The sequence below is a fragment of the Cryptosporangium minutisporangium genome (assembly GCF_039536245.1).
GTDB lineage: Bacteria > Actinomycetota > Actinomycetes > Mycobacteriales > Cryptosporangiaceae > Cryptosporangium > Cryptosporangium minutisporangium.
Genome location: NZ_BAAAYN010000017.1, coordinates 183,353 through 205,115, shown reverse-complemented (window position 1 = coordinate 205,115; position 21,763 = coordinate 183,353). Strand labels below are relative to the sequence as shown.

Genomic DNA, 21,763 nt, shown 5'->3' with positions numbered 1-21,763 from the left:
GAAATCGTGGAAGGAACGCTCGCCGCGATCGAGCTGGAGGTGGAGACGGCGATCGTCCTCGAAATCGTGGAAGGAACGCTCGCCGCGATCGAGCTGGAGGTGGAGACGGCGATCGTCCTCGAAATCGTGGAAGGAACGCTCGCCGCGATCGAGCTGGAGGTGGAGACGGCGATCGGCCGCACCGCCCGCTCGCCGATGATCCGCGACGCGCACGACTTCCGCGCCGGCATCCACGACCGGAAGCTGCGCAAGCTCACCGGCCGGTCGTACTCCGCGCTGGTGCAGCCGGTCGCCCGGGACTACCCGCTTTCGACGATGAGGCCAGGGGACGTCTTCTTCCACAACGACGTCTACCTGTCCGAGGGCGGGATCGGGCACCTGCCGGACCTCTGCGTCACGGTTCCGGTCTTCCACGACGACGAGGTCGTCGCGTTCGTGCAGGCGTTCGGGCACCACGACGACATCGGCGGCGCCGTGCCCGGCTCGATGCCGTCGGCGGCGACGAGCGTCTTCGAAGAGGGCCTGATGGTCCCGCCGATCCGGCTCTGGGACGCGGGCGTGCCGAACGAGGCCGCGCTGAAGATCATGACCCGCAACTCGCGGATGCCCGACTCGCTCGCGGCCGACCTGGACGCCGAGTGCTCTGCCTGCTTGATGGGCGCGCGTCGGCTGGGGGAGCTGTTCGCCCGCTACGGACGCGAGACCGTCGAGGCCTGCTTCGACACGATCCTCGCGAACACCACCCGGGTGTTCCAGCAGGAGCTGCTCTCCAAGATCCCGGACGGCACCTACGTCTGGGAGGACTACGCCGAGCACGACGGCGTCGACGAGCCGAAGCTGCACGCCCAGCGGATCACTCTGACGAAGGTCTCGGCCGGCGACGGCGTGACCGACGGGCGGCTGATCCTCGACTTCACCGGGACGTCGCCGCAGGCCAAGGGCCCGATCAACCACTGTGCGAACTACTCGGACGGCAACTTCCTGGCGAAGTGGCTGGCGCCGATCCTGCGCAACCTCGCCGACTCCCCGGAGCGGATGGCCGAGCTCGACGTCAACGAGGGTGTCGTCCCGCTGATCGAGATGAAGTTCCCGCCGCCGGGGACACTACTGACGCCGATCTTCCCGGCACCGACGAACGCGCGGACGTTCGTCATCCTGCGCCTGCTGGGAGTGCTGGCCGGCGTCGTCGCGAAGGCGGTGGACGGGAAGATGCCGGCCGACCAGGAGACGATCCGCTACACGGGGGTCTACGGCACCGATGCCGAGGGCCAGCCGTACCTCATGCGTGAGGTGCTCGGCGGCGGCTCCGGCGGCCGGTACTACGCCGACGGCGAGGACACGATCCACGTCGTCCCGGACTCGCGGAACATCCCGGTGGAGTTCGCCGAGGCGCGGTGGCCGTTCGTGGTCGAGTCGCTCGGCCTCGCGGTGGACAGCGGTGGCGCCGGCCGTTACCGCGGTGGCCTGGGGTACGAGAAGCACATTCGGATGTTGCGGGACGCGTCGTTCATGTCCATCGCCGATCGCTCGTTGCTCGCCTGCTGGGGTGTGCGCGGCGGCAAGGCCGGGCGTCCGTTCGAGGTCGTGATCGACCCGGGTGGCCCGAACGAGCGGGTCGTGGACGCGCTGGCCGACGCGGAGCCGGTCCGGGCCGGTGAGGTGATCCGGATTCGGACGACCGGTGGTGGCGGCTGGGGCAACCCGCTGGAGCGGCCCTACGACGAGGTCGCCCAGGACCTGGCCTGGGGCAAGATCTCGGCGGCCGGTGCGCTGTCCGATTACGGGGTCGTGGTTGCCTCCGACGGCTCGATCGACGTGGCGGCCTCCGACGAGCTGCGGGCCTCCCGGGCGTCCGGGTCGGAGGCGTTCTTCGACCGCGGTCCGGGCTTCCCGGCGCTGGCCGGCGGTCGCACCCACGCGGACGTGGACGTGCTGTGACCATCGCGGTGACGGGCGCGGCCGGGAAGACCGGTCGCGCCGTCCTGGCCGCGCTGGCGGAGCTGGGCGTGCCGACCAGGGCGCTGGTGCGCCCTGGTCGGCCTGGATCGACCAGCGCGGTGGCTGATCTAGGTGCGACCGAGACCGTCACTGCCGATCTGGCGGACGCTTCGCAAGTGGCCGCCGCGCTCTCCGGAGCCTCGGCGGCGTACGTGATCGCGCCGAACGTGCACCCCGACGAGCCGTCGTTGGTGGCGAACGTCCTGGCTGCCGGGGTACCGCGGGTGGTCTACCACTCGGTGCTGCATCCGTCCGTCGAGGCCATGCCGCACCACTGGGCCAAGGCGCGGGTGGAGGAGGCGCTGCTCGCGTCCGATCTGGACTGGACGGTGCTCCAGCCGTGCGCCTACGCCCAGAACCTGCGGGTTCCCGCCGACGCTGTGCTGCGGGTGCCGTACTCCGTCGACGCCCGGTTCGCGTTCGTCGACCTGCTGGACGTGGCGGCGGTGGCTGCTTCCGTGCTGACGGAGCCCGGGCACTCGTACGCGTCGTACCAGCTGGCGGGACCGGAGCTGCTGTCCGTGGCGGACGCCGCCGTGCTGCTCGGGGTGCGGGCCGAGCGTCAGAACATCAACGAGTGGTACCTGGACACGCCGCTGCGGGGCTACGCCCGGGACGCGTTGGGCGCCATGTTCGCGTACTACGACGAGCACGGGCTGGTAGGAAACCCGCGAGTGATCACCGCACTCCTGGGCCGCGCCCCCACCGCCGTGGCCGACGTCCTGGCGCGGGCATCCGAGAGACCGGAGTAATCCTCACTTTTCTGGGGCAATTTGCGCAAATAATATGGATTACCCTGATTCGCGTTAGTGAAACTCGTAATGAGGAGTCGAATCATGGGTGATCGAGGAACCCGGACCGGAGCGCTGATCAGTGCGTTCGCGCTCGCCGGTGCACTGGGAGCGGTAGTTGTCCCGGAGACGGTGGCGGCCGCGGACAGATGCAATCACGCGCGTGGCCCAGGAGGACGCACCGATGGTGGGTTCGTCCAGGACAACGTGACGATGTACAAGGGGCCTGGCTTCTCCTGTGACGTCAAGTCCACCGGCGACCGGGACGACGACCTGACCTACATCTGCTATGCGTCCAACGACACCAGCGGTACCTGGACCTACCTCTACAACCGGACACAGAACGTCCGCGGCTGGGTGAAGGACTCGTACCTGCTCGAGAACGGTTCCTACGACGAGTGTTAGGCGAACCGTTCGCCGGCGGGCCGGATACCGCTCAGCGGAGGCGGGCGAGGGCGTCCCAGCCTTTGGGGGCCGCGTCGAGGAGTTGGCGGGGGCGGCGTTCGCCCTCGTGCTCGACCAGGTCCGCGAAGCACGGGCAGTGCGTCAGATCGCCGTCGTGGGAGTGGCACAGGCGAATTCCCGCGAGCTGAACCACACGCGCCACCGGCCTGACCTGGCTCTCGCCGAGGACCGGCAGGCGCTTGACGACCTCCCGCACCATCATCTGCTCGAGCCAAGGCCGCCCGAGCCAGATCCAGACCTGGGCGGCCAGCTTGCCCGCGGCGTCGTGGAGGCGGGCGGGCGATTCGAGGGCTTGCCTGGCGACCTTCGCGACCAGCGCGCAGTTCTCCCGGCGCCACGAGTCCCGGAGTTGCCCCCAGCCGGCTTCGCCGAGGTAGGGCACGGCTAGCGCGTCCACTGCTTCCATCGCCCCGTTCGCGAGCGCGGGGGCGCACCGCTGCGCGGCCCGGTCCAGCCGCGGGTCCCGCACCTCGGGCTCCGGCTCGGGCTGGGCCTTCCCGGCGCCCGGCTGAGCGCTCCCCGGCTCTCCGGCTTCCCCAGCCCCGGCTTCCGAGGCGCTGGGTTCTGCCGTGCCGGGTTCTGGAGTGGCCGTGTCCGGGGTGCCGGGGTCGCCGGTCGCCGACAGCGCGGCGGCGGCTGGGCTCGCGTCGGCGTCGGGCTGCGGAGTTGGGGCGTCGGTCTCCGGGATCGGAGCCTCGGTGGGCCCGGCCGGGGGCGGGGGCGTCGCTTTCCGGGGGCGGGCGCCGCGGGGCGGCGGCGGGGTCTTCGGCGCGCTGTTGCGCGCCCGGCCGTGAACGGGTGTCGACTTCCGGCCGCGGGTGCTCTTCCGGGCGCGTGAACCCGCCTTTTCGGAGTGCGGTGCGGCCTTCTCGGACGGCTCGGGGGTCACTTCGAGCGCCGGTTGCCCCGCGTGTACACGGCAGCGCTCACCCGGCTCGGGCACACGGTTCTGGCAGGGCCGCCCGGATCGCGTCGCCGCACCGCACCGTGGCGCGGCGGCGTTACTCGTGCTCACTCCACCATCCTGACTCACCAACGCTCGCTCTGCGGGCCGTACCGGACGCGGGACGTCCGAACTGTCGTCTTTCGCGTAGCCTGCCGTCGGGGCGCAGGCGCCCGCACGCAGACGAGAGGAACACGGTGGAACTGCCTCGGTCGTTCGAGGGCGCCAGCGCGCTGCCGGTCGAGGCGGTACCCACCGCCGTCCGCGCGGCGGCGCTGGCGTCGCGCGGATCCGGCGAGCCGGTCGGCGGTTATCTGTACGACCTGTCGGCGGCCCAGGAGCGCGCCGCCCGGCTGGTCCGGGCACTGCCCCCGCAGGTGAAGGTCTGCTACGCGGTCAAGGCGAACTCGTTCGCGCCGCTGCTCGGTGCCCTCGCCGAGGTCGTGCACGGCTTCGAGGTCGCGTCGGTCGCCGAGGCGCGACTCGCGTCGGCGGCCGCCGCGAAGGCGGGTGTCCCGCCGCGGCTGGTGGTCAGCGGCCCGGCCAAGAACCCGACGATGCTCGCCGGCCTCGTCGGCCCCGACCTTCCGGACGATGCGGTCGCGGTCAACGTCGAAAGCGTGCTCGAACTGCACCGCCTCTCCCGGGCCGCCGTCGCCGCGGGACGGCACGCGCCGGGCCGCGAGGTGCCCGTCGCGTTGCGCGTCAACCCACTGAGATCCCCGGTCGAGATCTCCCGCGCCACCGGCCTGACGATGGGCGGCCTGCCCAGCCCGTTCGGCATCCCGGAAGCCGAAATCCCGGCCGCCATCCGGGCGCTCGGCTCGCTGCCCGGCGTCCGATTCTTGGGGTTCCACCTGCATGCGGTGAGCGGGAACATGGACGCGGACCTGCATGTGGACTACGTGCGCGGTGCCGTGGAGTGGGCGGTCCGCACCGCGGACGAGCACGGCCTCCGGCTGCGGACGATCGACGTCGGCGGCGGACTGGGTATTCCGTTCGAGCCGGGGCCGGAGTTCGACGTCGAGGCGTTCGGCGCCGCGCTCGCCGCGATGCGGTTGCCGGAGGACGTCGAGTTGATCCTGGAACCCGGTCGCTGGATGGCCGGTCCGGTGGGTTGGTACGCGACCGAGGTGGTCGACGTCAAGCGTTCCTACGGTGAGGTGTTCGTTATCGTCCGTGGCGGTATCAACCACTTCCAACTTCCGACATCGTGGGAGATACGTCACAATTTCGCCGTGTTGCCGGTCGACGACTGGCCGGTCGGATTGCCCCGTCCCGCGGCCGAACGGGCGGTGGTGACGGCCTCCGGCGAGCTGTGCACCCCGGAGGACGTGCTGGCGCGAGACGTCACCGTCGACTCGGTCCGCGCAGGTGACCTGCTGATCTTCCCGAACGCCGGTGCCTACGGTTTCGAGTTCGCGATGCCGGCGTTCCTCGGTCAGCCGCCGGCATGGAGAACGGCGCTGATTCGTCCGGACGGGCAAGCGCCTCGGCCGCGTCCGGCGAGCCGAGTTGACGACTTGGCCGACTTTCGATGAGGTTAGGCTCGCCTTACTAACTGTCCATCGTGGCCTGCGCTGCGATCCGACCCCGGGGATGCCCTGAGATGACCGTGCTCAGCAGGGTCGACAGCTCCACGATTCTCGCTCGGCAGGACGCTCGCGAGTCGGCCGCCCGCACGTACGCGAGACACTTCCCGATCGTCCCGGTGCGGGCCGAGGGTATGACGATCCACGGGGCGGACGGGCGAACGTACCTGGACTGCCTGTCCGGTGCGGGCACGCTGGCGCTGGGGCACAACCACCCGGTCGTCGTCGACGCGATCCGCCGCACGATGGACGCCGAGCGTCCGCTCCACACGCTCGACCTGGCGACGCCGGAGAAGGACGAGTTCGTGGACGAGCTGTTCGCGACGTTGCCGACGCCGTTCGTCGACCGGGCGAAGGTGCAGTTCTGCGGACCGGCCGGCACCGACGCGATCGAGGCCGCGATCAAGCTCACCCAGACCGCGACCGGACGCGGTGGTGTCGCCGCGTTCACCGGCGCCTACCACGGCATGACGCTCGCCGCGCTCACCGCGTCCGGCGGGATCGCCGCGCGGACGCCGCTCGCCGGCCCGAGCCTGGACGTCACCCGGCTGCCCTACCCCTACCCGTACCGCTGCCCGCTCGGCCTCGGCGGCGACCTCGGCGCGAACGCGGCGGCGTCCTACGTGGAGCGGCTGCTCGACGACCCGAGCAGCGGCATCCTGCCACCGGCGGCGATGCTGCTGGAGCCGGTGCAGGGTGAGGGCGGCGTGATCCCCGCCCCCGACGACTGGCTGCGCCGGATGCGGGCGGTCACGCGCCGCCACGGCGTCCCCCTGGTCGTTGATGAAGTGCAGACCGGCGTGGGCCGGACCGGGACGATGTGGGCGCACGAACATGCCGGAGTAGTTCCGGACGTCCTGGTGGCGTCCAAGGCGATCGGCGGCGGTCTGCCGCTCGCGGTCGTCCTCTACCGCGACGACCTCGACGTCTGGGCGCCGGGCGCACATGCCGGTACGTTCCGCGGCACCACGCTGGCGATGGCCGCCGGAGCAGCGACCCTTCGGTACGTGCGCGAGAACGACCTGCCCGCGCACGCCGAGGCGGTCGGGGCGCGGCTGCTCGGTGGGCTGCGATCGCTCGCCGCCGAGCACCCGGCGATCGGCGACGTCCGTGGCCGGGGCTTGATGCTGGGCGTGGAGTTGATCGACGTGGACGTCGACGCCGACCATCTGGGCGCCCGGCCCGCAGCGTCCAAGCTGGCCGGACGCGTGCGGGCGGAGTGCCTGCGCCGTGGTTTGCTCGTTGAGTTGGGTGGTCGGCACGACGCGGTGCTGCGTCTGCTTCCGCCGCTGATCATCACCCCAGCACAGGCCGACGCGGTGCTCGATCGGCTCGCCGACGCGCTTCGAGCCGCTGCCTGACCGTAGTTCGCCGACGAACGTCCCTTGCCAGGTCCGGGCCTGTCCGAGGGAGGGTAGGGAAGGGCACCGCGGTGCCCGTCACATCCGTTGACCTGCGACGCTGCAGGACCCCCGGACGCACCGAAGATACGACAGCAGCGACTGGAGAAGGCCGCCGATGACGTCCTCGACAGCTCCTACCCCGGGCTCGACCACGAGTGCCTTGCCTGCGCCGCGACTGGGCGAACCGTCCGTCGAAGAGGACACCGCGTGGCGGGACGCCGGGCACGCGCTGCTCGTCCGCGCCCTCGCCGAGCTGTCCTACGAGGACATGCTCCGGCCCGAGACGCTGGGCGGCGGGAACTACCGGGTGACGCTCGGCGACGGCGTCGAGTACACGTTCACGGCCACCCGCGGCGGGTTCGAGAGTTGGCGCATCGCCCCGGAGTCGGTGCTCCGCAACGGCCGACCCGCAGCCGACCCGATGGAGTTCTTGGTCGATGCGCGGGCCACGCTCGGTCTGGACGGCCCCACCACCGCTGAGGCGCTGCGCGAGCTGGTCGCCACCTGGTCCGCGGACGCTTTGCTGCGACGCAACCTGCCGACCGCGAAGGTGCTCGCCGACGCGGACTACGTCGAACTGGAGTCCGCGCAGGGTGGCCACCCCGCGATGGTGCTCAACAAGGGGCGGCTCGGGTTCACCGCGTCCGATGCCGAGGCGTACGCACCGGAGGCCGGCCGGACGCTCCGGCTGACCTGGATCGCGGTCCACCCGTCGCTGGCCAGCGCACACGGCGTCACACTCGACGGCGAATTGGACGCGGAGACCACCCGGGCGTTCGCCGCGAAGGCGCCTGCCGGGTACGTGTGGCTCCCGGTCCACCCGTTCCACCTGGACGCCTGTGTCCGCACGCTGTTCGCTCCGTACCTGGCTGACGGGCGGATCGTCGTCCTGGGCGAGGCGCCGGACCGGTACCGGGCTCTGGCGTCGGTGCGCACGTTGGTCAACGTCGACCATCCGGAGAAGCGCAACGTCAAGGTGCCGCTGTTGATCCGGAACACGCTCGTCTGGCGTGGACTCCCGGCCGAGCCGACCGCGGGCGCGCCTGCCGTCTCGGCCTGGCTGCACTCGATGCAGGCTGCCGACCCGTTCCTCGCCACGCACGTGGATCTCCTGGGAGAGGTCGCGTCGGTGGCGGTACGGCATCCGCTGTTCGACCGGATCCCGGATGCGCCGTACCGCTACCACGAGTTGCTCGCGGCGGTCTGGCGAGAGCCGGTGCAGACATACCTGCGCGCCGGGGACAAGGCGCGGTCGTTGGCGTCGATGCTGGTCGTCGGCTCGGACGGGCGCGCGCTGGCCGCGGAGTTGGCGGCTCGGTCCCCGCTCGCCCCCCGCGAGTGGCTGCGGACGCTGCTCGCGGTGGTGCTGGCCGCCCCACTGCACGCGCTGCACGCTCACGACCTGGCGTTCTGCCCGCACGGCGAGAACACCGTCGTGGTGTTCGGCCCGGACGACGTTCCGGTCCGGACCATGCTCAAAGACTTCGCCGAGGACGTGAACCTGCTGCCCGGGCGCGAGTACCCGGGGTTGCCCCGGGAGGCCGACCGGCTGTTGCCGCGCTGGTCGGAGGGGGAGTTGGCGCACTCGATCATCACCGCGGTGTTCGCCGGAGTGTTCCGACCGCTGGCGGTGATCGCGGAGACGCAACTCGGGGTGGCCGAGCCGGAGTTCTGGACTCTGGTGCGGGCCGAGGTGGACGCGTACCGGGACAGGTTCCCCGAGCTGGCCGAGCGGCACGCGGCGTACGGACTGACCGCGGCCGAGGTGGAGCGGATCTGCCTCAATCGGGAGCAGCTCACCGGCGGTGGCTTCCACGACCGGGCGGAGAAGGAGGAGTTCGAGATCGTCCACGGCACAGTCCCGAACCCGCTCGTCCGCGAGGCGGCGGCACCGGCTGACGGGCCTGCTGACGGGATGCCCGCTGACGGAGCGGGCCGGTGACCGCGACCGCCAACGGCGCGAGCGCCGCCGCACCGGCTCCGTCCTCCCCCGCCGGCGAGGTCCCCGCCGCGTCGCCCGCCGTGGATACGGCCTCGGCGGTGGCGGAGGCCGCGGAGGTGGTGCTCGCGCTGCCGGACCTCTACGGGCGACTGCAGGGCACCCGGCTCGCCGGCGACTTCTTCCGCGAGGAGGTCGCCGCTGCTGGGTACGGTGCCTGCGACTACCTGCTCTCGGCGGACGTCGAGATGCAGCCCGCCGCCGGATACGCCGGCCACTACGGCGACGTCCTCCTGCTCCCGGACCTGCGCACCGCGCGTCCGCTGCCGTGGCGGGACCGAACCGTCCTGGTGCTGGCCGATCCGGTCGACCCGGTCGACCGCACCCCGCTGCCGGTCGCGCCGCGGCAGATCCTCCGCACCCAGCTCGACCGCCTGGCCGATCGCGGGCTGACCGCGCTGGTCGGTACCGAGCTGGAGTTCCTGGTCTTCACCGAGTCGTACCGCGAGGCGTTCGCCGGGAACTACCGCGGGTTGCGTACGGCGTCCCGGTACAACTCCGATTACGCGCTCACCGGACTCGGCGAGCTCGACGATCTCGTCGGCCGGTTGCTCCGCGGCATGGCCGGGGCCGGGCTACGCATCGAATCGGCGCGCGGAGAGGTCCACCCCGGTCAGTACGAGATCGTGTTCCGCTACGCGGAGGCGATGGCCGCCTGCGACGCCCACGTCTTCTACAAGACCGGCGCCAAGCAGATCGCGGAGGCGGCTGGGCAGGCGCTCACGTTCATGCCCAAGTTCGACGAGGGCGAGGGCAACTCCTGCCACGTGCACCTGTCCCTGCGGGACTCCACCGACCGCCCGGTCTTCGACGACGACGGAGCGCTGACGTCGTTCGCGGAGCACTTCCTGGCCGGCGTCCTCGCGTGTGCGCCCGCGTTCACGCTGCTGTGCGCGCCCACGATCAATGCCTACAAGCGACTGTCTCCGGACGCGTTCGCGCCGACCTCCGCGGCATGGGGCAGGGACGACCGCACCAGGGCGCTGCGGGTCGTCGGCGCAGGATCGTCACTGCGGTTCGAACACCGGATCGCCGGCGGAGACGCGAACCCGTACCTGGTCGTGGCGGGGATCGTGGCGTCCGGGCTGTACGGGGTGGAGCACGAGTTGCTGCTGCCGCCACCCGGTGGGGACGGCGATCCGCTGCCCCGGACGCTGGAGGCCGCCGCCCGGCGCTGGCGAGAGAGCGCGGTGGCGAGGGGCGCGTTCGGGAGCGAGGTCGTCGAACACCTCGCGGCCGCCGCGGACGCCGAGCTCGCCGCGTTCGCCGCCACGACCACCGACTGGGAGCGTCAGCGTGGCTTCGAACGCCTCTGACCCGCGGATTCACGCCGAATCGGCTTCCACGGGCACCGTGGAGGCCGATTCGGCGTCAAATCGCGTCACCACCGCGCTCAGCGGCGGGGTGGCGGGTGCTGAGGCGCTGGCGCGCCTGCTCGCCCCGGTACTCGCCGCGCTCGCCGCGGGCGCCCGAGACCGCGGCGGTCCCGCCCCGGTCGGCCGCCCCGCGGCCCTCGACGAGGCGTGGCGAACCGCGATCGCTGCGCCTGCCGGCGGTGCTGCGCCTGCCGGCGGTCTCGCGCCTGCCGACGGCGTTGGGGCGGTGGCGGCGCTGACGGAACTCGTGCGGCTGTTCGCCGCCGGCTCGGTCGACCCGGCCGACCCGCGCTGCGCCGCCCACCTGCACTGCCCGCCGCTCGCCGTTGCGGTCGCCGCCGACCTGGCGGCGTCCGCGCTCAACCCGTCCCTGGACTCCTGGGACCAGGCGCCGATCAGCACGACGCTGGAGCCCGCGGTCGTCGCCGACCTGGCTGACCTCGCGGGCTACCCCCCGACCGCGGACGGCGTCGTCACCACCGGCGGCTCGGAGTCGAACCTGCTCGGCCTCCTGCTCGCCCGCGAGCACGCGGTCCGCGCCCGTACCGGCACCAGCGCGGTCCGGGAAGGCGTGCCACTCGGCCGTTACCGGATCTTCGCCTCCGCCGTCACCCACTTCTCCGTACACCGCGCGGCCGGACTGCTCGGATTCGGCGAGGACGCCGTGGTGCCGGTCCGCACCGGCCGTGACCACCGCCTCGACCCGGAAGCCCTTGACGAAGCGCTGACCCGGGCCGAGGAAGCCGGCGAGCTCCCGATCGCGGTCGTCGCGACCGCAGGCACCACTGACCTCGGCGCGATCGACCCGCTTCCGGCGATCGCCGACGTCGCCGCGAAACATCGCACCTGGCTCCACGTCGACGCGGCCTACGGTGGCGGCGCTCTCTTCTCGAGCGCCCTCGCGCCGCTGCTGGCGGGATTGTCCCGCGCCGACTCGATCGGGCTCGACCTGCACAAGCTCGGCTGGCAGCCGGTCGCCGCCGGGGTCTTCCTCACCCGAGCCGCGACGAACCTCGCCGCGCTGGCCAGGAGAGCCGAGTACCTCAACCCGGCCGACGACGAGGACGCCGGTTACACCAGCCTGCTCGGCCGGTCGCTGCGCACCACTCGCCGCCCCGACGCGCTGAAGATCGCGGTGACCCTGCGAGCCCTCGGCCGGGCGGGCCTCGGCGCGCTGGTGGACCGGTGCGCGGCGCTGGCGACACACGCCGCGCGGACGATCACCGCCGAGCCGACGCTCGAGCTATACCAGCCACCGGTGCTCACCACGGTCGTGTTCCGCTTCCGCGGCGGCTCCGGCAGCCCGAGCGGCTCTGGCAGCCCGGATGAGGTGAACGCCCGGCTCCGTCGGACGTTGCTCGCTACAGGGAGAGCGGTGGTCGGCCGCACCGAGATCGACGGCCGGGTGTGGTTGAAGCTCACGCTCCTCAACCCGAACACCACCGAGGCCGACGTGGACGGCCTGGTCGCCGACGTCGTCGCCGCGGGGACTGCGGCCGCGGACACCGAACCGGGCGAGGACGCGACATGACCGAACCCAACATCCTGAACCGGCTGCTCGGCGGCGCGTCCGATCGGAGCCGCACCACCGGTACGCCGCGAACGGGCGCAACCGGGCTGGACGGGGCCGCCAACGCGCTCGCGGTGCAGGCACTGCTGCGCTGCTGGGTGCGCGAGGCGCGAGTCCCGGTACCCGCGCGGGGCGCCACCCTGGAGATCTCGCTGCACGCCACCGGCGTCCGGATCATGGCCGAGGTGCGCTACTGGTCGGCCACCGGATGGCACCGCTTCGGACCGGCTCGGTTCCGGTCCGGGAGGACGCTGGACGCCACCGTGCTCGCCGCGCTGCTGGCCACCGAGGCCAACTCCCACGGCTCGCCGGCCGACCTCGTCGAGCAGGTGATCGACTCCACGCGTCGGCTCGACCGTTACCTGCGGGCTCGCGCTGCCACGCCGAACGGCGACCCGATCGCGCCGTTCCTCGTCGGCGAACAGGCCCTGGTATCAGGTCATCCGCTGCACCCGACGCCGAAGAGCCGCCCCGGCCTGTCCGACGTGGACGAGCTCGGCGCGGCACCGGAGCTGCGCGGCGCGGCGCCCCTGCACTGGTTCGCGGTCGACCGCGCGTTGGTGCGTCACGGCTCCGCGACCGGGACGAGCGCCCTCGACCAGCTGGCAGCGCTGGCGCCTCGCGGTCTGCGTGCGCCCTCCGGCACGGTCCTGGTCCCCGCTCACTTCTGGCAGGCCAGATCGCTGCTCGGCCGCGCCGACGTGCAAGACCTGATCAGCGATGGGCGGCTGTGCGACCTCGGGCCGGGTGGCCCCGCCTGGGCGGCCACGTCGTCGGTGCGGACGCTGTACCGGGCGGACGCTCCGCGGATGCTGAAGTTCTCGCTCGGCGTCCGGATCACGAATTCGCGGCGGGAACACCTGGTGCCGGAACTGATCCGCGGAGCGGAGATGTACCGGCTGGTCGAAGCCGGTCTGGGCGAGCTGCTCGCCGCCGCGCACCCGCGGTTCCGCATCCTGGGCGACCCGGCCTGGGCCGCGGTTCCGCTGCCCACCGAGGACCCGACCGGGCAGGTGGCGCTCGCGGTCAGCCTGCGCGACAACCCGTTCGGTCCGGACGCCCGGGTGGTGTGCGTGGCCGGCCTGGTTGCCGAGCGTCCGGACCTGGCCGACTCCCGGTCCGGGCTGGCCGTGCTGATCGAGCAGCTGGCCCGCGGAAGCTCTTCTGATTCCGCTCACGGGCGGGCGGGCGGGGGGCGCAGGGCCGGAGGGCGTCCGGTCGCGGCGGTGGCCGTGGAGTGGCTACGGCGGTACGTCGACGAAGTGATCGCGCCGGTCGCCTGGCTGCACGGCGTCCACGGACTCGGGTTGGAGGCGCATCAGCAGAACACGCTGGTGACGCTCGACCCGGCGGGCTGGCCGGTCGGCGGCTGGTACCGCGACAACCAGGGCTACTACCTGTCGCCTTCCCGCGCCGGGAGCCTGCGCGCACTGGTGCCGGGGCTCGGTGCGGCGAGCGACGCGACCAATCCCGACGACGTCATCGACGAGCGCGTCGCGTACTACGTCGGGGTGAACAACCTGCTGGGTCTGATCGGTGCGATCGGTTCAGCAGGCCTCGCCGACGAGGTCCTGCTGCTGCGTGCCGCTGTGGCGGCGCTGGAGACGCGCCGCTACGGATTCGTCCGCGCTCTGCTGGACGAGCCGGAAGTGCCGTGCAAGGCGAACCTGCTGACCCGGGTCGCCGGGCTGGACGAGCTCGTCGGTCCGGTGGAGACCCAGTCGGTCTACGTCCGGATCCCCAATCCCCTCTGGGAGGTACGCACGTGAGCGAGCCGTACGACGTCCTCGGCATCGGGATCGGGCCCTTCAACCTGTCGCTGGCGGCGCTCGTCGAGCCGCTGCCCGGTCTCTCGACGGTCTTCTTCGACGGTCGGCCCGGGTTCTCCTGGCACCCCGGGATGCTGCTCGAGGGAGCGACTCTCCAGGTGCCGTTCCTGGCTGACCTGGTGACGCTGGTCGACCCGACGAGCCGCTGGTCCTTCCTGTCCTACCTGCGGGAGCGCGACCGGCTGTTCCCGTTCTACTTCGCCGAGCGCTTCCACGTCCCGCGCACCGAGTACGACGACTACCTGCGCTGGGTGGCCGAGTCGCTGCCCTCCTGCCGGTTCGGTCAGCGCGTCGAGTCGGTCTCCTGGGACGCCGAGGCGGAGCTGTTCGTCGCCGAGGTGTGTGACCTGCACACGGCCCGGGTGTCCGTGGTGAGGGCGCGCAACGCCGTGGTGGGGATCGGCACCGAACCGGCGGTGCCCGCGCCGCTGCGTCCGTTGCTCGGTAAGGAGGTGTTCCACTCGGCGGAGTACCTCGACCGGCAGGAGTCACTGCGCGGAGCGCAGGACATCACGATCCTCGGGTCCGGGCAGTCGGGTGCGGAGGTGCTGCTCGACCTGCTGCGCGGTCAGCGGGAGGCCGGGTACCGGCTGCGCTGGCTGACCAAGGCACCGGCGTTCGCGCCGATGGAGTACTCCAAGCTCGGCCTGGAACACTTCACGCCCGATTACACCCGGTACTTCCGTGGCCTGTCGGAGGGCGTCCGGGACGCGCTGGTCCCCGCGCAGTGGCAGCTGTACAAGGCCATCGACGCCGACACGATCGACGCGATCCACACCGAGCTGTACGAGCGGACGGTGGCCGGCGGCACGGTGCCGCTGACCATGTCGCCGAACATCGAGGTGGTGGGCGCGTCCCGAGGTCCGGACGGGATCACGCTGGAGTGCCGGGAAGTGCTCCAGGGCCGTGAGATCACCGTGCGGACGGACCGCGTGGTCGCGGCCACCGGCTACGCCGCCCGGCAGCCGCTCTGCTTGGCGCCGCTGGAGGACTCGATCCGGCGGGACGTCCGGGGCCGCTTCCGGATCGACGCCGACTACCGGGTCGCGCTGGATCCCGCGGTGACCGGCGGTCTCTACGTCCAGAACGCGGAGCTGCACACGCACGGCGTCGGAACGCCCGACCTCGGCCTCGGGGCCTACCGGGCCGCCGCGATCCTGAACGCGCTGACCGGCCGCGAGGCCTACCGACTGCCGTCCCAGGCCGCGTTCACGACGTTCGGAGTCCGAGTCGACGCCGCGCCTGGTCAGATGTGACCGAGACGGACACCTGCCATTGGCCGGGATCGCCGTCGTGGGAGTGGGTACCGCATTCATAGCCTGGGGCAACTGCTGACTCGAGGAGGCGCTGTGGGGTCGAACGGTCCGTTGGACGGCGTTCTGGTGGTGGACCTGTCCCGGGCGCTCGCCGGGCCGCACGCCGCGATGATGTTGGGTGACCTGGGCGCTCGGGTGATCAAGATCGAGAACCCGACCGGCGGTGACGACACGCGCTCCTGGGGACCGCCGTTCGTCGGCCCGGAGGACGACCCGCAGGCGACGTACTTCCTGTCGTGCAACCGGAACAAGGAGTCGGTGACGCTCGACCTCAAGTCGGATTTCGGGAGGGACACACTCCGGCGTCTGGTCGAGCGGGCCGATGTCCTGGTCGAGAACTTCCGTCCGGGCGTGCTGGACCGCCTCGGGTTCGACGTCGAGCGGCTCCATGCTCTGAATCCCCGGCTGGTCGTCCTGAGCATCACCGGGTTCGGGCACGACGGACCGGAGGGCGGGCGGGCCGGCTACGACCAGATCGCGCAGGGCGAGGCAGGTCTGATGTCGCTGACCGGGCCGTCGGCGGACGAACCGACCCGGGTCGGCGTCCCGATCGGGGACCTGCTGGCCGGCATGTACGGGGCCTACGGCGTGGTCGCGGCTCTGCACGAGCGCAACGAGACCGGGCGCGGACGGGTGGTGCGCACCAGCCTGCTCGCCGCGATCGTCGGCGTGCACGCGTTCCAGGGCACGCGGTACACGGTCGCCGGGGAGGTGCCGACGGCGTCCGGGAACCATCACCCGTCGATCGCGCCGTACGGCCTGTTCCACTGCGCCGACGGCTCGCTGCAGATCTCGGTGGGGAGCGAGGCGCTCTGGCGTCGGTTCATCGCGGCGTTCCCGTCGCTGGACCGGCCGGAGTTCGCCACGAACCCGGATCGGGTGCGCCGGCGGGACGACGTGATCAAGGCCGTCGACGAGGTGTTCGCGTCGTACGCGCTCGCAGATCTCCTGCCGAAGCTGGCCGAGATCGGCATCCCGGCGGGGGAGGTGCGAACGCTCGACCGCGTCTACGAGTGGGAGCAGACCCGCTCGCAGGGCCTGCTGGTGGACGTCGATCACCCGGTGCTCGGGTCGATCACGCTGCCCGGCCCGCCGCTGCGGTTCGACGCGAACGCCTACGCGGGCGGCCGGGAGCGCCACGCCTCGCCGCCGACGCTCGGCCAGCACACCGAGTCGGTCCTGGCCTGGCTCGACGAGACGCCGTAGCCGGTGCCCGGATTTCCGGGCATCTGGCGCCTGGGTAGCCGATGCAAGAAAATCCTTGCATCAGCTATCCTGAGGCGCAATGACCGAAAATCAGGGCAGCGGAGTGATGGTCCGGCGGGTGGGCACGCCGGAGGACCTGGGTGCCGCCATCGCCGATATACGTAAGCAACGCGGCATGACGCAGCAGGAACTCGGCGAATGGACCGGACTGCACCGCCAGTACGTCGGGCTGCTCGAGACCGGACAGGTGAGCGCCCAGGTGCGCCGGCTGCTCGACCTCGTGGGTCTGCTGGGCTACGAGATCGTGCTGGTGCCCCGCGGCGCGCCGGTCGAGCCGTCAACGGACGACGATGCCTGACGCCCGGTTCCGCCTTGCGGTCTGGCTCGGCGGCCGTCACCTGGCCGACCTCGACGACGTGGGCGGCGACCGGCTGCGGCTGACCTACACGCCGGACGCCGTGCGAGAGGGAGCCTTGTTCGTCTCCGCGGCGCTGCCGGTGCGCTCCGCGCACTACCCGCCCGGCGCGGTCGCGCCCTACCTCGAAGGCTTGCTGCCGGAAGGGGAGATGCGGACGCGGATCGAGCAGCGTTTCGGTGTCCGCCGAGGTCACGTGTTCGGACTGCTGCGCGCGATCGGACGCGACTGCGCGGGAGCGGTCGCCCTGCTGCCGCCCGGGGAGACACCGACCGATTCACTCGCCGAGGCCGAGCCGTTGGACGACGAGCGGCTAGCAGCCGAGGTCGCCTCGCTCGGGACCGCGCCGCTCGGTGTGGACGCGCACGTTCGCCTCTCGCTCGCCGGGCTGCAGGACAAACTGCTGGTTGCTCGACTGCCCGACGGCCGGTGGGCACGGCCGGTCGACGGGGCGCCGTCCACTCACATCCTCAAGCCGGAACCGGCGCGGTTCCCCGGGCTGGCCCGCCTGGAGGCTTTCGGGCTAGCCGTCGCTCGCGAACTCGGCATGACGGTCGCGGACGCCGACGTCGTCGAGGTTGCTGGACGGCCGGTGCTCGCAGTGAGCCGGTTCGACCGCCGAGTCGGGGAGGACGGCCGAGTTCTCCGGATCCACCAGGAAGACTTCTGCCAGGCGTTGGGGCGGTCGCCGGTGGCGAAGTACCAGGCCGACGGGGGTCCGGGATTCGTCGACGCCGCTTTCGCTCTGCGTGCGGTCAGTTCGGAACCGCCGGTGGACCTCGTCCGACTACTGCATGCGGCCGTCCTGACCGTCCTGATCGGCAATGCCGACGCGCACGCGCGGAACTTCTCGATGGCCTACCGGAGCCCCCGGGATCGGCGCCTTGCGCCGCTCTACGACCTGGTACCGACCACCCTGCTCACGGTCCGACCGGGGGAAGCGCCGCTCAGCTCATCGCTGGCGATGTCGGTGAACGGTGTCTGGGAAGTCGACGCCGTGACCGGCGCCGACCTGCTGGCCGAAGCGCGAACCTGGCGGATGCCGGCGCCGGTTGCGTCGGGGGAGATCGAGCGAATGCTGCACGGCGCGGGTCAGGCAGTCGACCGGGCGGCGGCTGCGGTCGGCGACGTTCCGGCGGACGTGGTGCGGCGAACGCGCGACCGAGCGAAGGAACTCCTGGGGTCGCTCTGAAACCTCGTCCCGCGACGTGGCGGTGTTCACTCCTGCGCGTCGTTGGCGGCGGTGCGGGTGGTCGCGAAGGGCCCGATGAGCTCAGTGCTGGGCGCGCCGTTAGTAGCACGGCAACCGTTCTCGTAGGGTCTGCGCCATGTCGAACGCCTTCTCCAACGAGGATGTCGCCGCGGCCGCCGAGGTGCTGGCCGAAGAGATCCGGCGGCACGCCGCGGTCATGGTCGACCCGGACGCTCCGGTCCGGGTCGCGCTGGCGGCGATCGAGGCGCTCCGCACCTCGGCCCGCCGCTACGAGGAAGTCATCTTCGGAACGTCCGGCTGGGGCCCCGTCTTCGCCGACCTGGACGAAGACGACTTCGACGAGGACGAACTCGAGGACGACCACGAGCACGCGCACAACGGCGTGGATCCCGGCGCGACGCCGCCGATGACCATCACCGTCCGGGCCCGGTACGACTACCGCATCGCGGACCCGGAGGCGCTGGTCCGCGCCGGACAGCTGGCCCGGATCCGCTCCTGGGACGGTGACCCGCACGGGGCCGAGCCGGTGACCGGCGTCGGCGAGGCGATCTACGAGCTCTTCCATCTCTCCGGCGCCACGTTCCCCGCGCTGGACGTGCCCGAGCTGGAGCCGGGTAGCGGCTTCATGACCGTGCACCACACCGCGGCGCCGCTGGAGCCCGACGACATCGTCGGCCCCGGCGTCGATCTGGAGGAGCTTCTGATCAGCGAGGAGGAGGACGAACTCCTCTACGACCTCGCCGAGCCGCGCTACGCCACCCGCGAGGAGGCCGAGGAGGCGAGCCGGCGGCTGGAGGGCGACGACGAGTCCTGAGCGCCGCTTCCGTCGCCCCTAAGCGACGAGCAGCGCGCTCTTCGGGGCCGACAACCAAAATCGGGGTCCACGGGCGTCGTGGACCCCGATTCGACGTCGGGGGACGCCCCGCCGAGGCCCGCGTTGTGACATCGATCGGTCTGGAACGATCCCGAAGCCGTTGACCCGGCAGGATGAGACGTCTCCACGACGCCGAGGAGGATCCGTGACCCGACGCCGGCTCTCTGCCCGGGAACTCATCGAGAGCGCACTCGACCAGGACAGCTGGGAGTCGTGGGACGAGCCGGTCACCGACCCGGTCGACGCCGACGACGACTACCGGGCGGCACTCGCGGCCGCTCGGGAAAAGTCCGGCGTCGACGAGGCGGTGCTCACCGGCGCCGGTCGGATGCGCGGACGCCGCGTCGCCGTGGTCGTCGGCGAGTTCCGGTTCCTGGCCGGTTCGATCGGCGTGGCCACCGCCCGTCGGGTCGCCGCCGCCGTCGAGCGGGCCACTCGGGAGGGCCTGCCGCTGATCGCCGCGCCGACTTCAGGCGGCACCCGCATGCAGGAGGGCACGGTTGCGTTCCTGCAGATGGCGAACATGACCCGCGCGGTGACCGCGCACAAGGCCGCTGGTCTGCCGTACCTGGTCTACCTGCGGCACCCCACCACCGGTGGTGTGTTCGCGTCGTGGGGCTCGCTCGGTCACGTCACGGTCGCCGAGCCGGAGGCGCTGATCGGCTTCCTCGGCCCGCGGGTGTACGAGTTGCTCAACGGACGAGAGTTTCCGGCCGGAGTGCAGACCGGCGAGAACTTGTTCGCGCACGGCCTGGTCGACGCCGTGCTCCCGCCCGAGCAGGTCACCGATCTTGCCGCGCGGACGCTGGAGATCCTCTGCTCGCCCCGCAGCGGGCTCCCTCGCCCCTCCGACGTCCCCCGCGAGGACCTTCCTGACGTGCCCGCGTGGGAGTCGGTGACGCGCTCCCGCCGGGTCGACCGGCCGGGCGTCCGCAGGCTGCTGAAGCACGCGGCACAGCCGGTGATCCCGCTGCACGGTACGCAGCAGGGCGAGACCGGATCGGGCATGCGGCTCGCCCTCGCGCGGTTCGGTGCGGCGCCCGCCGTCGTCCTGGGGCAGGACCGTCGCGGGCAGACGGCGGACAGCCCGCTGGACCCGGCGGCGCTGCGCACCGCGCGGCGCGGCATGCGGTTGGCGCAGGAGCTGCGGCTACCGCTGGTGACGATCATCGACACGCCCGGGGCCGCACTGTCCCAAGAGGCTGAGGAGGGCGGGCTGGCCGGGGAGATCGCGCGGTGCCTGGCCGATCTGATCGACCTCCCGACGCCGACGCTCTGCGTCCTGCTGGGGGAGGGCACCGGCGGCGGGGCGCTCGCGCTGTTGCCTGCCGACCGGGTGATCGCGGCCGAGCACGCGTGGCTGTCGCCGCTGCCGCCGGAGGGAGCCTCGGCGATCGTCCACCGGACCACCGATCGCGCACCGGAGATGGCGTCCTCGCAGGGCGTCCGGGCCCGGGACCTGCTGGCGAACGGCATCGTCGACCGGATCGTCGCCGAGCGACCGGACGCGGCCGACGAGCCGGAGGCGTTCCTGGCCAGACTCGGGCGGGTCATCGAACACGAACTGGTCGGCCTGCTGGACCAGGAGCCGGAAGGCCGGGTCGCCGCCCGCACCGATCGTTACCGCCGCATCGGCGGCTAGCTAGTCCCGATTTTCGGGAAGACCACCTCTCAGGGCGCCCGGAGAGGTGGTCTTCCCGAAAAATTGCCGGGCACGGCGCCCCGTCGCCCGGGGCCGGGGCACGATGCGGACGCTCATCTGGGCGTCTGCCGAAAGATGGAGCTTCTTTGGGCGAGTGTTGACCATGTCCAGGGACGGAATCGTTCCTACGCTCGCCTGATGCGGGTCGTGATCGCTCTCGGTGGGAACGCGATGACCTCGGCCGACGGCAGTGCCCGTCCCGAGGACCAGATCGCGGCCATCCGCCGCGCCGCCGCACCGATCGCCGAGGTGGTCGCGACCGGCGCCGAGGTCGTACTCACCCACGGGAACGGCCCACAAGTCGGCAACCTGCTCGTGAAGAACGAGATGGCGGCCCACGTGGTGCCGCCGGTGCCGCTCGACTGGTGCGGTGCCCAGACCCAGGGAACGGTCGGTTTCGTCCTGCTCAACGAGCTGCAGGCCAGGCTGCCGGACCGACCCGTCGCTGCCTTGGTGACCCGCTCTCTGGTCGACGCGCACGACCCCGGCTTCGTCAACCCGACCAAGCCCATCGGTCGGTACCTGAGCGCAGCCGAGGCCGCGGTGATGATCCAGCACGGTCAGCTCTGGGAGGACCGCGGGGAGCGCGGCTGGCGGCGGGTGGTCGCGAGTCCCGAGCCCCGGGCGGTGGTCGACGCTCCGGCGATCAGCACGCTGCTCGGCGCCGGGTACGTCGTCGTCTGCAACGGCGGTGGCGGCATCCCGGTCGTCCGCCAGTCCGACGGTCGGCTGCGCGGCGTCGAGGCGGTCATCGACAAGGACCTGGGCGCGGCCCTACTGGCGCACGCGCTCGGCGCTGACACGCTGGTGATCGCGACCGACGTCGAGGCCGCCGTGATCGGCTGGGGCACCCCGCAAGCCCGTCCGCTCGGCGAAATCGACGTGGTCGAGCTCCGTCGGCTCGCCGCCGAGGGCCACTTCGCGTCCGGGTCGATGGGGCCGAAGGTCGAAGCCGCCTGCCGGTTCGCCGAGAATGGTGGCCGCTCGGTGATCACGTCGCTCGATTCCATCGCGGACGCCGTCCACAGCACCGTGGGGACGGTAGTAACCCCGAAATGACTGAAGGAGAGC

General features: G+C 71.9%; 17 protein-coding genes. 16 read left to right on the top strand and 1 reads right to left on the bottom strand.

The features are described from left to right. The first annotated feature begins 66 nt into the window (after nucleotides 1–66). From ABEB28_RS12750 to ABEB28_RS12740, 3 genes are all read left to right on the top strand, one after another. Complete coding sequence (locus ABEB28_RS12750) at nucleotides 67–1,938, top strand: hydantoinase B/oxoprolinase family protein (RefSeq protein WP_425558949.1); 1,872 nt, start codon at nucleotides 67–69, stop codon at nucleotides 1,936–1,938. Further along, nucleotides 1,935–2,750 carry an SDR family oxidoreductase gene (locus tag ABEB28_RS12745; RefSeq protein ID WP_345728256.1) on the top strand — a complete coding sequence of 272 codons (816 nt, stop codon included), beginning with the start codon at nucleotides 1,935–1,937 and terminating at the stop codon, nucleotides 2,748–2,750. Before ABEB28_RS12750 ends, ABEB28_RS12745 begins: the two co-directional genes overlap by 4 nt. Before the next feature lie 84 nt (nucleotides 2,751–2,834). Continuing rightward, nucleotides 2,835–3,194, top strand: a complete 360-nt coding sequence (locus tag ABEB28_RS12740; protein ID WP_345728255.1) for a hypothetical protein — start codon at nucleotides 2,835–2,837, stop codon at nucleotides 3,192–3,194. Between the two features lie 31 nt (nucleotides 3,195–3,225). Here ABEB28_RS12740 and ABEB28_RS12735 read toward each other — a convergent pair whose 3' ends face one another. Next, complete coding sequence (locus tag ABEB28_RS12735) at nucleotides 3,226–4,143, bottom strand: hypothetical protein (RefSeq protein WP_345728254.1); 918 nt, start codon at nucleotides 4,141–4,143, stop codon at nucleotides 3,226–3,228. Nucleotides 4,144–4,394: 251 nt separating this feature from the next. Here ABEB28_RS12735 and ABEB28_RS12730 point away from each other — a divergent pair, with 251 nt between their 5' ends. The 13 genes from ABEB28_RS12730 to ABEB28_RS12670 all read left to right on the top strand — a co-directional run bounded on the left by ABEB28_RS12730 (nucleotide 4,395) and on the right by ABEB28_RS12670 (nucleotide 21,751). Then, complete coding sequence (locus ABEB28_RS12730) at nucleotides 4,395–5,738, top strand: alanine racemase (protein ID WP_345728253.1); 1,344 nt, start codon at nucleotides 4,395–4,397, stop codon at nucleotides 5,736–5,738. Between the two features lie 68 nt (nucleotides 5,739–5,806). Further along, nucleotides 5,807–7,150, top strand: a complete 1,344-nt coding sequence (locus ABEB28_RS12725; RefSeq protein ID WP_345728252.1) for a diaminobutyrate--2-oxoglutarate transaminase family protein — start codon at nucleotides 5,807–5,809, stop codon at nucleotides 7,148–7,150. A 157-nt stretch (nucleotides 7,151–7,307) separates the two neighbouring features. Continuing rightward, complete coding sequence (locus tag ABEB28_RS12720) at nucleotides 7,308–9,134, top strand: IucA/IucC family protein (protein WP_345728251.1); 1,827 nt, start codon at nucleotides 7,308–7,310, stop codon at nucleotides 9,132–9,134. Continuing rightward, entirely contained in the window at nucleotides 9,131–10,507 is a 1,377-nt protein-coding gene (locus ABEB28_RS12715; protein ID WP_345728250.1) for a glutamine synthetase family protein, read from the top strand. The genes ABEB28_RS12720 and ABEB28_RS12715 overlap by 4 nt, the downstream gene beginning before the upstream one ends. A 37-nt stretch (nucleotides 10,508–10,544) precedes the next feature. Next, the gene (locus ABEB28_RS12710; RefSeq protein WP_345728249.1) at nucleotides 10,545–12,098 is read left to right on the top strand and encodes a pyridoxal phosphate-dependent decarboxylase family protein; all 1,554 of its coding nucleotides are present in this window, start codon (nucleotides 10,545–10,547) and stop codon (nucleotides 12,096–12,098) included. Next, the gene (locus ABEB28_RS12705) at nucleotides 12,095–13,906 is read left to right on the top strand and encodes an IucA/IucC family protein (RefSeq protein WP_345728248.1); all 1,812 of its coding nucleotides are present in this window, start codon (nucleotides 12,095–12,097) and stop codon (nucleotides 13,904–13,906) included. The genes ABEB28_RS12710 and ABEB28_RS12705 overlap by 4 nt, the downstream gene beginning before the upstream one ends. Continuing rightward, on the top strand, nucleotides 13,903–15,222 hold the full coding sequence (locus ABEB28_RS12700; RefSeq protein WP_345728247.1) for a lysine N(6)-hydroxylase/L-ornithine N(5)-oxygenase family protein: 1,320 nt from the start codon (nucleotides 13,903–13,905) through the stop codon (nucleotides 15,220–15,222). Before ABEB28_RS12705 ends, ABEB28_RS12700 begins: the two co-directional genes overlap by 4 nt. Nucleotides 15,223–15,315: 93 nt before the next feature. Further along, on the top strand, nucleotides 15,316–16,488 hold the full coding sequence (locus tag ABEB28_RS12695; protein ID WP_345728246.1) for a CaiB/BaiF CoA transferase family protein: 1,173 nt from the start codon (nucleotides 15,316–15,318) through the stop codon (nucleotides 16,486–16,488). Between the two features lie 79 nt (nucleotides 16,489–16,567). Next, nucleotides 16,568–16,846: a helix-turn-helix domain-containing protein gene (locus ABEB28_RS12690; protein ID WP_345728245.1), complete on the top strand. Its 279-nt coding sequence runs from the start codon at nucleotides 16,568–16,570 to the stop codon at nucleotides 16,844–16,846. Then, nucleotides 16,839–18,095 (top strand): HipA domain-containing protein, encoded by a 1,257-nt coding sequence (locus ABEB28_RS12685; protein WP_345728244.1) that lies wholly within the window; start codon nucleotides 16,839–16,841, stop codon nucleotides 18,093–18,095. The genes ABEB28_RS12690 and ABEB28_RS12685 overlap by 8 nt, the downstream gene beginning before the upstream one ends. Before the next feature lie 136 nt (nucleotides 18,096–18,231). Then, entirely contained in the window at nucleotides 18,232–18,930 is a 699-nt protein-coding gene (locus tag ABEB28_RS12680; protein ID WP_345728243.1) for a hypothetical protein, read from the top strand. A gap of 205 nt (nucleotides 18,931–19,135) precedes the next feature. Then, nucleotides 19,136–20,632 (top strand): carboxyl transferase domain-containing protein, encoded by a 1,497-nt coding sequence (locus ABEB28_RS12675; RefSeq protein WP_345728242.1) that lies wholly within the window; start codon nucleotides 19,136–19,138, stop codon nucleotides 20,630–20,632. A gap of 198 nt (nucleotides 20,633–20,830) precedes the next feature. Continuing rightward, complete coding sequence (locus tag ABEB28_RS12670; protein WP_345728241.1) at nucleotides 20,831–21,751, top strand: carbamate kinase; 921 nt, start codon at nucleotides 20,831–20,833, stop codon at nucleotides 21,749–21,751. Nucleotides 21,752–21,763 lie beyond the last annotated feature (12 nt).

Coding starts and splice junctions, on each gene's coding strand:
- ABEB28_RS12740 (WP_345728255.1), top strand. CDS start 2,835: ATGGGTGATCGAGGAACCCGGACCGGAGCGCTGATCAGTGCGTTCGCG.
- ABEB28_RS12725 (WP_345728252.1), top strand. CDS start 5,807: ATGACCGTGCTCAGCAGGGTCGACAGCTCCACGATTCTCGCTCGGCAG.
- ABEB28_RS12720 (WP_345728251.1), top strand. CDS start 7,308: ATGACGTCCTCGACAGCTCCTACCCCGGGCTCGACCACGAGTGCCTTG.
- ABEB28_RS12705 (WP_345728248.1), top strand. CDS start 12,095: ATGACCGAACCCAACATCCTGAACCGGCTGCTCGGCGGCGCGTCCGAT.
- ABEB28_RS12690 (WP_345728245.1), top strand. CDS start 16,568: ATGACCGAAAATCAGGGCAGCGGAGTGATGGTCCGGCGGGTGGGCACG.
- ABEB28_RS12685 (WP_345728244.1), top strand. CDS start 16,839: ATGCCTGACGCCCGGTTCCGCCTTGCGGTCTGGCTCGGCGGCCGTCAC.
- ABEB28_RS12680 (WP_345728243.1), top strand. CDS start 18,232: ATGTCGAACGCCTTCTCCAACGAGGATGTCGCCGCGGCCGCCGAGGTG.
- ABEB28_RS12670 (WP_345728241.1), top strand. CDS start 20,831: ATGCGGGTCGTGATCGCTCTCGGTGGGAACGCGATGACCTCGGCCGAC.